A 12,880-nucleotide genomic window follows, 5' to 3' on the forward strand; every position below is an offset into this window, starting at 1 on the left:
CGCCACACCGGCAGCTGTTCCACCTGGCTGGCGGCGTGGTCTGTGAGGGCGTGGGTCCAGCGGCGCATCGAGGTGCCCACCGGATCCAGGACGACCGGCCGGCCGGTGCGGGTCTGTTGCCAGGCGGCTGCCAGGTCCGGGACCAGGATCCGCCAGGACACCCCGTCGACCACGAGATGGTGCAGCACTACCAGCAGCCGCCCGGCGCGTGTGTCATCGGTGGGGGTGAACCACACGAACTGCGTCATCACCCCGCCACGCGGATCCAGCCGGCCCGCCGCCGCGTCCAGCTCCCCACCCGCCCGCTCCCGCCAGGCCGCATCCCACAAGCCATCACACTCGACCCGGTGAACCAGACCGGTGAGCGGGACCGAACCTGACCCGGCGACCTCCAGCCCACCACCGTCCCCGGTGACCAGCCTCGACCGCAGGATGTCGTGATGGTCGATCACCGCGGCCAGCGTCGCGGTCAGGCCCGCCTCATCGATGCCGTCCGGCAGTTCCAGGAGCGCAGCCATCGCGAACCGGTCGTAAGCATCGCCCTGTTCCAGCAGGAACCGGCCCGCCGGAGGCAACGGCATCCAGCCGACACCGCCACCCTCCAGCTCCTCCAGCCGGACCACGTCCCCGGCCGTCGAGGCGACCCGGGCGAGTTCGGCCACCGTCCGGGCCTCGAAGATCTGCCGCGGAGTGACCTCGATCCCCTGCCGGCGCGCCCTCGCCACCACCTGGATCGACCGGATCGAATCCCCGCCCACAGCGAAGAAGTCGTCATCGACACCGACCCGGTCCAGACCCAGCACCTCCGCCACGACCACGGCCAGCGCCTCCTCCGTCGCCGTGGACGGGGCACGGTAAGCACTCTCGATGAACTCCGGCTCGGGAAGCGCGGCCCGGTCCAGCTTGCCGTTCGCCATCAACGGCAGCCGCTCCAGCACCACGAACGCAGACGGCACCATGAACTCCGGCAACCGCCCCGACACAAACCCCCGCAGCTCCGCCACCGACACACCCGCACGGACGTCGACGTCGAGGCCACCGTCCTCGCCGAGCCCGACCGCGCCATCCACCGGCACCACATACGCCACCAACCGCGTTCCCCCACCGCGACCCGCCCGGGCGACAACCACCGCCTGCGCGACAGCCGGATGCGCCGCCAGCACCGCCTCCACCTCGGCCGGCTCAACCCGCTGACCGCGCACCTTCACCTGGACATCCGCACGGCCGACGTACTCCAGCACCCCGTCCGCCGTCCACCGAACCAGGTCCCCGGTCCGATACATCCGCTGCCCCGCAGGACCGAACGGATCCGCCACGAACCGATCCGCCGTCAGCCCGGACCGGCCGTGATAGCCACGCCCCACCGCACCCGCCACATACAACTCGCCCACCACACCCGGCGGTACCGGTGTCAGACCCGGCCCCAGCACGTAGGTGCGCATGTTGTCGACCGGCACACCGATCGGAACGCCACCACTGCCCCGCCACTCCCCAGGCACCGCGAACGCAGTGGCATAGAAACTCTCCGTCTGCCCATACGCATTGACCACCCGCGTCCCGGGCAGCACCGACCGCACCCGCTCCACCAACGCCGCCGACAGCCCCTCACCGGCGAAGACGAGCGTGTCGATCTCCTCCTCGCCCGTGAAGCCTGCGAGCAGTTCGGCGAACGCGGACGGCACCGTGTGCACCAGTCCCACCCGGACTTCATCGCGTTCACCGAGCACGAGGACGTCCCGGACCACCTCCACGGTGGCCCCCTGGCTGAGGGCGGTGAAGATCTCGAAGACGGAGACGTCGAAGTTGACGGAGCTGGTCGCCAGCACGTGCGAACCCGCCGTCACGCCCATGATCCGGGCCAGCGCCGACACACCATTGACCACGTTCGCATGCGTGATCGCGACACCCTTCGGCACACCCGACGACCCAGACGTATACATCACATACGCCGCATTCTCCGGCCGCACCCCCACCCCGCAAGCCGAACCATCACCACGGGTCAGGTCCAGCTCGTCCAGGAACAACGGAGCGACATCGGTCCGCAGCCCCAGACCGGCCCATGTCTCCCGGTCCGTCAGCACCGACTCCGCGCCCGCGTCCGCGAGTACGAACTCCAGCCGGCTGCTCGGATACCGGGGATCCACCGGCACATACGCCGCCCCCGCCTTCAACACACCTAGCAGACCAACCACCAACTCCGCCGACCGCGGCAACGCCACCGCCACGACCGACTCCACGCCCACACCCCGAGCCACCAGCGCCCGCGCCAGCCGATTCGCCCGCGCATCCACCTCCGCAAACGACAGGGAGACATCCCCGCACACCACCGCCACCGCATCCGGTGACACGGCAAACTGCCGCTCCACCAACTCCCCCGCCGACACCGGCAACACCGCGACCGCGGTCTCGTTCACCCCCCGCGCCACGAACGCCTCGTGCTCCTCGGGGTCCAGCACCTCGACGGCGCCGACGCGTGTGCGGGAATCGGCGGCCACCTGTCGTACGACTCGCTCGAAGCGTTCCGCGATCCGTTCGGCGGTGCCGTGGTCGAACAGGTCCGCGGCGTACTCCAGCCGGATCTGCGCGCCCCCGGTGGCGTCAGGGATGATGTTGAAGAAAAGGTCGAACTTCGCCTCGCCGGTCGTCTGCGGCTCGAACTCGGCTCTCAGTCCGGGCAGTCGCAGCTCCGGCCAGGCGATCTGCCAGGCGCACATGACCTGGAAGAGGGGCTGGTAGGCAGTGGAACGCTCGGGGTTGAGCAGCTCCACCAGCCGCTCGAACGGGAGGTCCTGGTGGTCGTACGCACTCAGCGCCTTGCCCCGCACCCGCTCCAGGAGCTCCTCGAAACTCGGGTTCCCGGACAGATCGGCCCGCAGCACCCACGTGTTGACGAAGAACCCGACGAGATCGGACAGGGCCTCGTCCGTACGACCGGCGATCGGCGCGCCGATCGGGATGTCCTCACCGGCCCCCAACTGATGCAGCAGCACGGCGAGAGCCGACTGCAGGACCATCGACACCGTCGAGCCGGTGCGCTGGGCGAGTTCCTCGACCGCCGACACCAGTTCGGGTGTGAGCGGGTGCTCGACGAGGCCGCCACGCCGGCCGGCCACGGGCGGTCGGAGACGGTCGGTGGGCAGCTCCAACGGGGCGGGGACGCCGATGAGTTCGTCGCGCCAGTATGCCGTCTGTGCGGCCGCCACACTCTCCGGGTCCGACTCGTCGCCGAGCAGCTCGGACTGCCACACGGTGTAGTCGGCGTACTGCACGTCGAGGGGCTTCCACCCCGGTTCCCGTCCGTCGCGGCGCGCGGCGTACGCCGTGACGAGGTCCCGGCCGAAGGGTGCCGCGGACTCACCGTCGCAGACGATGTGGTGGGCGACCAGGACGAGGGTGTGTTCCTCGGGCGTGACGCGCAGCAGCCGGGCGCGTACGGGAATCTCCGCGGCCAGGTCGAAGGCGTACGTCACCGCCTCGTGCACGGCCGCGTCGCGGGCTTCGCGCCCGACCTGGGTGACGGGGACGTCGAGCGCGACCTCGTGCGCGGGGAGCACACGCTGGAACGGCACCCCGTCCTCGTCCTCGACGAACACGGTCCGCAGACTCTCGTGCCGGACCACCACATCCCGTACCGCCGCAGCCAGCGCCTGTGCGTCCAGCGAGCCCGACAGCCGCAGGACGAAGGGCACGTTGTACATGGCCGACGGGCCCTCGAACCGGTGAATGAACCACAGCCGACGCTGCGCGAACGACAACGGAATCATTTGACCTCTATTCCTCGGTCATCCAGCTGATGCGTACGAGAGCCCGCTCAGGCGGGTCGGCAACGACGACTCAATTGCTGTCCGGAACCGCCAATGCGGCAAGCACCATAGGCAGCACGGAACCCGAAGTGCAGCATTCTCGGCGTCGGTTTGGGCCGTCGAGCCACCGCCACTGTTGGCCGGTAGCGTGAAGTTGTCCCGCCAGCGGGACAACTTCACGCCGGCGAGGGGACCATGGCGGGCGAGCGAGCGCTGTCAAGGCTCTCCCATCGCCACGTCACCGTGGGTGTAGGTGACTTGGGGTCGTCATTGCCGAGGATTGCCGCAACGGGATTTCCCTTGCGATGCTTCGGCGCATGCTTGTGATGGTCGCGCCCGGACAGGGCGCCCAGATTCCCGGGTTCCTGAAATCCTGGCTGGAGGAGCCGGCATTCGCCGACCATATTCACTGGCTTTCGACGGTGTGCGGCATCGATTTGGAGCACTACGGCAGCGAGGCCGATGCCGACTCCATCAGGGACACCGCGATAGCGCAGCCGTTGATCGTGGGAACGGGACTGCTCGGCGCGCGGGCGCTCTTCTCGCGGTCGGCCGGCCGGCCCGCCTTGATCGATGTCGCGGCGGGACACAGTCTCGGCGAGCTGACGGTCGCGGCGAGTGTCGGGATGCTCAGCGAGGAACAGACCATGGTGCTCGTCCGTGAACGCGGCAGGGCCATGGCCGCGACGGCGGCGAAGTCCGAGGCGGGCATGGTCGCGGTCCTCGGTGGGGACCCCGATGACGTCCAGGCCACGATCGAGCGCCTTGGCCTGGTCACCGTGAACGACAACGGGCCGGGGCAGGTGGTCGCCGCGGGTGCGCGGGAGGCCATCGCGCGGCTGGTCGCCGAGCCTCCCGCGGCGACTCGGATCCGTCCGCTGCAGATCGCGGGCGCCTTCCACACCCCGGAGGTCGAGCACGTGGCCGTGCGTCTCGACCGCTGTGCCCGGGCGATCACGCCCCTGACGCCCCCTGCCCGGCTGCTGTCCAACCGGGACGGTGAGGTCGTGACGGACGGGCGGGAGATGCTGGACCGGATCGTGCGGCAGGTCAGTCTCCCGGTGCGGTGGGGCCTGTGCATGGAGACCATGACGCGGCTGGGTGTCACCGGTCTGCTGGAGCTGCCGCCGGCCAGCACCCTGACCCGGATCGCGCGGCGCGCGCTGCCGGGCGTCGAGGCCTTCGCCCTGAACACCCCCGACCAGCTCGACGACGCGCGTGTCTTCGTCGACAAACACAACACCGCCCCGGGGCCGGCGTGATCATGCGGGCCCGCACGGGTACCGGCCGTCCCGGGAACGCAACCCGCATTCCTCACGATCGAAGGAGCGTCATCGTGTCCAGCCTTGAGGAAATCCGCTCGGAGTTCTCCCGGATCGTCCATGAGATCGCCGGGGTGCCGCTCGACGACATCCAGCCCGGGAAGAACCTGGTGCACGACCTGGAGCTCGACTCGCTGTCGATGGTGGAGATCATGGTGGCGGCCGAGGACACGTTCGGGGTGAAGATCCCCGACGAGGAACTGCACCAGCTTCCCACTGTCGAATTGGTGACCGCCTACATCCAGCGTGAGCAGGCGTGACCCTCATGGACACACGAGTACTGGTGACCGGGCTCGGGGCCGTCACACCGCTGGGCGGCGATGTCGCGTCGACCTGGGAAGGGCTGTTGGCCGGACGCTCCGCCGTCACGGCTCTGACGGATCCCGGGTACAAGGACTTTCCGAGCCGTCTCGGCGCGCCCGCGGCGGTCGATCCGGCGACGGCGCTGTCTCCGAGCGCTGCCCGCAAGCTGGATCGGTGCGGGCAGTTCGCCGTGGTCGCGGCGCAGGAGGCCTGGCGTGACTCCGGGCTGGCCGGCCTCGCGGACAGCGGTCGGGCGATGCCGGGCGAACGGCTCGCGGTGTCGGTCGGTTCCTGCATGGGCGGCATCGGCAGTCTGCTCCAGGCCTGGGACGCGCTGAAGGAGAAGGGTCCCCGGTACGTCTCACCGTTCACGCCGAGCAGGGCATTGCCCGACGCCGTCGCCTCCTGGGTGAGCCTCGGCCTGGGTGCCAAGGCGGCGGTCGAGACGCCGAACGCCGCCTGCGCGACGGGAAACGACGCGATCAGACGCGGTCGCGAGCTGATCGTGTCGGGCAAGGCCGACGTGGTCGTGGCCGGCGGTGCCGACGCCCTGCTGCATCCGATCGGGCTGGCGTCCTTCGGCGCCATGCGGGCGCTATCCTCTCGCAATGACGAACCGGACCGGGCGGCACGGCCGTTCGGCAGGACACGGGACGGCTTCGTGCTCGGTGAGGGTGCGGCCATGCTGGTGCTCGAGTCGGCCCGGCACGCGGCGGAGCGCGGGGCGCGGGTGTATGCGGAACTGGCCGGCGCCGGGTACTCCGCCGATGCGTACGACTTCGCGCTGCCCGATCCCACGGGTGCCGGGGAGGCGGCCGCGATACGCGAAGCGCTCTTTGTCGCGGGCATGGATCCGCGTCAGATCGCCCATGTGAACGCGCACGCGGCCTCGACGCCGCAGGGCGACCTCGTCGAGTCGGTCGCGATCCGTTCGGTGCTCGGCGCGCACACCGACGACGTCGTCGTCACCGCGCCGAAGTCCGCCATGGGGCATCTGATGGCCGGGGCGGGAGCCGTCGAATCGATCGCGACGGTCCTGGCGCTGCACCATCGTCTGGTGCCGCCCACACTGAACCAGGACGACTACGACGACGAGATCCGCCTCGACGTGGCACGGGAACCCCGCAAGCTGCCGGACGGCGAACTGGGCGCACTGAGCAACTCGTTCGGGCTGGGAGGACACAACGTGGTGACGGCGTTCCGGACGATCTGACGACGCGTACTCGCCGACGAGCGGCCCGTCGAGGCGGAGAGCAAGAGGACACGGAGCCGGCCGCGGCGGATCCCTCGCGTCGGCCGGTGGGCCAGGGCCGGGATGGGGCGTCACCCTCCGTCCCGGCCGTTCCATCGGGGCAGGTGCCGGGGTCAGAGGTCACACGGTTGGAGGCCGGAGGAACTCCGGACCATTCTCACGGTCTGCCGCCCCATCTTCGACGACTCCAACTCGTCCACGGCCGCGCGGAGCACTTCGGCCGCCCAGTCGTCCAGGCTCAGCCCGTGCGCCGTGGCTAGCTGTTCACAGCGTGTCAACTGTTCGGGAGAGAGCCGGATCTCGATCGATCGGCTCGACCCGCGGGGAATCGCGATGCCTTCCAGCACGTCCGACCGGTCGCACCGCAGCCCGGTGTCCACAGCGGAGCCCTGCTCGTCCCGCGCCGGCAGGGCCCGGGCCTCGGCGCCCTCCCGTTCGGCGAGGCTGGCCCGTATCTCCTTGCGTAACTGATTGCGGGACCAGCCCTCTTGTTCGGCCCAGTGGAGCCAGTAGTCCTGCTCGGCCTGCCCCAGGGCGGCGACCTCCGCGTGGTGCGCGAAGCTGAGACCGGCCCGTCGGCGGGGAAGACCGAACCGGCGTGCGACCCAGGCGTAGTTGCGCAGGGTCTGGTAGCCCAGTCCCGTTCGTTCGATCACTTCTCGGTACCGTCCGGTGTAGGCGGTCTCGCCGTACAGCACCCAGTCGGCGAGCCACCAGGTCGACGAGTCCGTCAACGAGGCGAGTTCTGTCCCTATCTTTTCCCACACACTGAGGGATAACTGTCCAGGAATTACCAGTCCGGTCTTTCGGAGCGCGACCGGACCGGTCACGTTGATCATCACTGGCTGGCCGGCGTTTGCTGTATTGCTTCTTTCTCTGGCCACGACAGTCCCCCGGTGCCGTAGGAGTTCTTCACTTCTATCGCGGAGCAAAATGATCCGTTCTGCGTCGCGCAAGTGAGCCGTATCCCTTGAAACAAGGTCGCACCGCTCATGTCTCTTGGCGCCATACCCTTACATACCACTCCCCGACTTCGCCACTGTCTCAACACAAACACCTGCGCGACGTCCTTCCGACATCGCCGACACGGGCTGCGGCGCCCCTTAAAACGGGATCACCGCCGCCACCTGGGAAGACTCCCCTCTCGCCGTAGACGCCGATGGTTCAGGCAACGACTGTTCATCTTTCTCCTATATGGAACATGGCCGAAACGGAACGCCCAGGGCGTCGCCGGGACCAGAGCGCCCCCATACCAGCCCACACATACTCACTGCTCAGGTGGCGTTGCCGTCCCACCTTCACCTTTCGCACCGGCCGCGATGACGACAGCGACGGCGTTGCCAGCATCGTCGCGTTAAGAACGCGTCAGGACTGCCGCGCCGACCTTGCCATCCGTCCCCCGATCCCCTCGGCAGACCACGACGGCGAACCGCACACGCTTTATTGGCTATTCCCATACGGGCTCGACTACCTTGCTTCCGACCTCGACGAGAGACGAATTGAAATCAGCGCGACTCCCGTCAAATGCGAGCGAGTCGCCGAAAGGACGTGACTCGGTTGTTCGTGCCCGGCCCTTACCGTGAACCGGACGCCTCGTGGGCGGTCGACCTGGTTCGCTCCTTCCCGTTGGCCGTTCTGATGACCAACGGCAGCAACAACGACGTCCCGTTTGCGACCCACCTGCCCCTCATCCTCGATCCGGAGACAACGGAGCACACACCCGCCGATTTGACCGGCACGACCCTGCTGGGGCACATGAACAGGGCCAATCCGCACTGGCCGTCGCTCCAGGACGGAATGCGGGTCCTTGCGGTATTCACCGGGGCCCACGCCTACGTCTCTCCGACCGTCTACGCGAAGACGCCGGCCGCCCCGACATGGAACTTCACGTCCGTGCATGTGCACGGGGTGCTCAGCCGGCTCGACGCCGAGGCTGCCGCGGAGCGGACCCTCGGGGTCGTCCAGTCCACCGTGCGCGCGTTCGAAACCCGGTTCGGCGACAACTGGGACATGTCCGGCTCAGTGGACTACTTCCGTCAGATCGTTTCCGCTGTTGGCGCGTTTCGAATCGAAGTGGATCGGGTTGACAGCATGTTCAAACTCAGCCAGGAACAGAATCCGGAGACCTCCGACCGCGTACGGCGGGCCTTCGCCCAGAGCGCCTGCACGCGCCACCGCGACGTGGCCGAGCTCATGAGCCGGCTGCCCCAGGCCGTGGGAGCCGAGGAGTCCACCGGGGCCTGACGGCGGCAGGCCCGGCAGGGCACCGGCACCTGTCCCGCCAGCGGGACACCCCGGACACCCGCCCTGCACGAAGGGTGGCAAGAACCACCGAGAACCACAGTTTCGCCCGGTCCCGAATCTCGTCGGAAAGGTGACTCCTCCGTGTCCGCAGTTATCGCCTCGTCCGCACAGGTGAGCATGTGGCTCGCCCAGAAACTGGCTCCGAGCGTGTCGAACAATCTCGCCGCCGTCTGGGAGATCGACGGTGAGATCGACCCCGCCGTGATGGACTCCGCCTTCCGCGCGGTGCTCGGCCAGACCGGCACCGCCCTCGTGAACTTCCGTGAGGACACCGACGGGCTGCGCGTCGTATCCCGCGGGCTCGGCGACTGGAAACCCTTCTACGACGACGTGCGCGGCACCGCCGATCCGGAGGCGGCAGCCCATGCGCTGATGGCCGAACACGTGGGCCGGCCCTTCGATCTGGAACACGACCTGCTCTATCGCATGGGCCTGATCAGGCTCGGTGACACGCGCTTCTTCCTCACGGTCATCGCCCACCACATCGTGACGGACGGTTTCGGTGTGGCATCAGTGAGCAACCGCCTCGCCCAGACCTACACCGCGCTCAAGCGCGGAACCCCGATGCCGGAATGGCCGGGTGCCGACCCGACACCCCTGTACGAGGAAGACGTCCGATACCGGGAATCCGAACGCTTCGCGCGGGACGCGCAGTTCTGGCGCGACTATCTGGCGGACGAACCGGACGTGGTCCGGCTGCCCAGGGGCCTCGGCAGCGACACGCCCTCGTCATCCCCCTCCGTGTGGGCCGATGTGGCCGCCTCGGTCGGCGTGCTGAACCGCACGGCCACCATCACGAGGCTGGAAGCCGAGCAGTGGGCACGCGCCGCCGACGCGGCCGGCATGACGATGTCGACCTTTCTGACGACGGCCGCCGCCGTATTCTTCCGCCATGCCTGCGACCTGACGGAACCGGTCTTCTCCCTGGCCGTGAACAACCGCCGCGGACGGACCCGGCACATTCCCGGGCTCATGGCCAACTTCGTTCCCCTGCGCGTCAAGGTGCCGCTCACGGCAGGCTTCGCCGACCTCGCCACCACGGTGGCGACCGCGAAGTCCACCGTTCTGCGGCACTCCTTGCACCTCATATCGGACGTCAAGCGCGCCATGGGCCAGTCGGGCTCCGTCCGCAGCCCCCTCGGCGTCATCCTCAACTTCATCCAGGTACCCGCGAACGGCCCGGACTTCGACGGGAGTGCCGCCTCCTTCACGGGAGGCTCGTTCCCCACGCTGAACGAGCTGATGATCACCGTGATCGACGGCAGCAGCCTGGGCGGCGACCTGCAGATCCGCATCGACGCACCGTCCGCCGGGTACGCCGCCGCGGACGTCCAGGGTCTCTCCGACCAGTTGATCGCCCTGATTCGTACAGTGGCCGCAGACCCGGGTGTCCGGGTGGGCGCTTTGGACGTGTGGCAGCCTGCCGCTCGCCGACGGCAGCTGGAGAGCCTGAACGACACAACCGCGCCGATCCCGGACCTCACCCTCCCCGACCTCTACGAGCAGCAGACGGCCGCCACTCCCGACCGGCACGCACTGATCACCAGGGCCGGCGCAACCGCTCTCACCTACCGGGAGTTGGACACAGCCGCCAACCGGCTGGCACACGAACTGGTCCGGCGCGGGTCGGGCCCGGACACCATGGTCGCTCTGGCGCTGCCGCGCTCGCCCGAACTCGTGGTGGCGACCCTCGCGGTACTGAAGGCCGGTGCGGCCTACCTTCCCCTCGACCCGGACCACCCCGCCGAACGCCTGGAGTTCATCCTCCGCGAAGCGCGGGCGTCCCTGTTGCTCACCACCTCAGAGATCGTGGGAGATCTGCCCACGGCCGGCCTGCCCGTCGTGATCCTGGACGATCCGGCCACGCGATCCGCCGTGTCGGAACTGCCCGGTGAGGCACCGCCGGCCCGCTCACGCCATGCGGACCAGGCCGCCTACTGCATGTACACCTCGGGCTCGTCGGGAGTGCCGAAGGGCATCACGGTCACCGACCGCGCCATCGTCGGGCTGGCACGAGACCGGAGGTGGGAGAGCGGCGCCCAGGACTGCGTCCTCCTGCACTCGCCCCACACCTTCGACGCATCCACCTTCGAACTGTGGGTGCCCCTCCTCCGCGGCGGTCAGGTCGTCGTCGCCCCGCCACAGGGGCTGGACGCCGACACGCTGGCCGGCCTCGTCGCCGAGTACCGCATCACCTCGCTCTGGCTGACGGCCGGGCTCTTCGCCGCCATCGCCGAGGAACGTCCCGATTGCTTGACCGGTGTACGCGAAGTCTGGGCCGGCGGGGACGTGGTGCCGCCGTCCGCGGTCACCAACGTCCTGCGCGCATGCCCCGACATCGCGGTCGTGAACGGTTACGGCCCCACGGAGACCACGACCTTCGCGACCTGCCATCGCGTCGACTCCACCGACCAGGTCGCCGACGTACTGCCCATCGGACGTCCCATGGACAACATGCGCACCTACGTCCTGGACAGCGCGCTGCGTCCGGCACCGCCACATACCGTGGGCGAGCTGTACATCGCCGGCGTCGGACTGGCGCGCGGTTACCTGGGGCCGAAGCGCCTGTCCGTGGAGCGCTTCGTGGCGGACCCGTTCGGCCCTGCGGGGCAGCGGATGTACCGCACCGGGGACCTGGCCCGGTGGACGGCCGACGGCGCGCTGGAGTACGTCGGCCGCGCCGACGCCCAGGTGAAGGTGCGCGGTTTCCGCATCGAACCGGCCGAGGTGGAGGCGGCGGTGGCTTCCCACCCGGCCGTCGCGCAGGCGGTGGTCGTCGCCCGGGCGGGCCGCGGCGGGGGAACGCGGCTGGTGGCGTATGTGGTGCCGGTGGACGGCGCGGTCGGGCTCGGCGAGGACGGTGGCCTCGACGTCGACGCCCATGCGGGTGTGTCGGTGGCGGAGCTGCGGGCGTTCGTGTCCGGGCGGTTGCCGGAGTTCATGGTGCCGTCCACGTTCGTGGTGCTGGAGCGGCTGCCCCTGACCGCGAACGGCAAGCTGGACCGATCGGCGCTGCCCGAGCCGGAGTTCACGGAGACGGTCTACCGGGCTCCGTCGAGCCCGGCCGAGCGGGTTCTGGCCGTGGTCGTGGCGGAGGTGCTGGGTCTGGACCGGGTCGGTGTCGATGACGACTTCTTCGCTGTGGGCGGGGATTCGATCCGGTCGATCCAGGTGGTGGCGCGGGCACGCCGGCAGGGGATGGAGGTCACCCCGCGGCAGATCTTCGAGGCTCGGACGGTGGCCGAACTGGCCCGGGTGGCCTCGACGGCCGGGGAAGTCGTCCGGCTGGAAGAGCTGGAGGGCGGCGGTGTCGGCCGCATGCCGCTGCCCCCGGCCGGCCAATACCTGCTGGAACAGGGCGACACATACGACCGCTTCGCCATGGCCGCGCTCCTCCAACTGCCGGACGGCATCGATGAGGCGGGCCTGACCGCGACGCTGGCCGCGGTGATCGACCATCACGACATCCTGCGCTCAAGACTGTTGCCGCAGGAGGGCATTCTGGCCGTGCAGCCTCCGGGAACGGTGACGCTCACCGGTCTGATCCACCGGGTGGAATGTGACGGCTCGTGGGATGCGGCCTGGCAGGAACAGGCGGGTGAGGAGCTGGACGCGGCGGCGAGCCGGCTCGATCCGCGTGGCGGGGTGATGACGCAGTTCGTGTGGTTCACCCCCACCGATGACACACGCGCCGGGCGGCTGCTGGTAGTGCTGCACCACCTGGTGGTCGACGGGGTGTCCTGGCGGATCCTGGTCCCGGACCTGGCAGCCGCCTGGCAACAGACCCGCACCGGCCGGCCCGTCGTCCTGGATCCGGTGGGCACCTCGATGCGCCGCTGGACCCACGCCCTCACAGACCACGCCGCCAGCCAGGTGGAACAGCTGCCGGTGTGGCG

7 protein-coding genes are annotated in these 12,880 nt (G+C 69.2%); 5 read left to right on the forward strand and 2 right to left on the reverse strand.

Features of this window, described 5'->3' with window-relative positions:
- Positions 1 to 3,764 (reverse strand): amino acid adenylation domain-containing protein (locus ACFY3C_RS45555; RefSeq protein ID WP_390775164.1); only part of this gene is annotated, 3,764 nt, incomplete at its 3' end.
- Between the two features lie 356 nt (positions 3,765 to 4,120).
- On the opposite strand from ACFY3C_RS45555, the gene ACFY3C_RS45560 reads away from it, so the two are divergent.
- The 3 genes from ACFY3C_RS45560 (at position 4,121) to ACFY3C_RS45570 (ending at position 6,641) form a co-directional block, all read left to right on the forward strand.
- Positions 4,121 to 5,065, forward strand: coding sequence for an ACP S-malonyltransferase (locus ACFY3C_RS45560; RefSeq protein ID WP_390775165.1), 945 nt, complete (start codon positions 4,121 to 4,123; stop codon positions 5,063 to 5,065).
- 71 nt (positions 5,066 to 5,136) lie between these two features.
- Positions 5,137 to 5,385, forward strand: coding sequence for an acyl carrier protein (locus ACFY3C_RS45565; RefSeq protein WP_386582013.1), 249 nt, complete (start codon positions 5,137 to 5,139; stop codon positions 5,383 to 5,385).
- Entirely contained in the window at positions 5,382 to 6,641 is a 1,260-nt protein-coding gene (locus tag ACFY3C_RS45570; RefSeq protein WP_386582008.1) for a beta-ketoacyl-[acyl-carrier-protein] synthase family protein, read from the forward strand. The genes ACFY3C_RS45565 and ACFY3C_RS45570 overlap by 4 nt, the downstream gene beginning before the upstream one ends.
- A gap of 152 nt (positions 6,642 to 6,793) precedes the next feature.
- Here the strand turns inward: ACFY3C_RS45570 and ACFY3C_RS45575 are convergent, their stop codons facing one another.
- Positions 6,794 to 7,519, reverse strand: a complete 726-nt coding sequence (locus ACFY3C_RS45575; protein ID WP_386582007.1) for an LmbU family transcriptional regulator — start codon at positions 7,517 to 7,519, stop codon at positions 6,794 to 6,796.
- Between the two features lie 724 nt (positions 7,520 to 8,243).
- Here ACFY3C_RS45575 and ACFY3C_RS45580 point away from each other — a divergent pair.
- Both ACFY3C_RS45580 and ACFY3C_RS45585 read left to right on the forward strand, forming a co-directional pair.
- A complete protein-coding gene (locus ACFY3C_RS45580; RefSeq protein WP_390775167.1) occupies positions 8,244 to 8,924 on the forward strand; it encodes an FMN-binding negative transcriptional regulator in 681 nt (226 codons plus the stop codon).
- 141 nt (positions 8,925 to 9,065) lie between these two features.
- Positions 9,066 to 12,880: amino acid adenylation domain-containing protein (locus tag ACFY3C_RS45585; RefSeq protein ID WP_390775166.1), on the forward strand; the 3,815-nt coding region annotated here is incomplete at its 3' end.

It is taken from the genome of Streptomyces sp. NPDC001410 (assembly GCF_042895235.1).
In the GTDB taxonomy this organism is placed as follows: domain Bacteria; phylum Actinomycetota; class Actinomycetes; order Streptomycetales; family Streptomycetaceae; genus Streptomyces.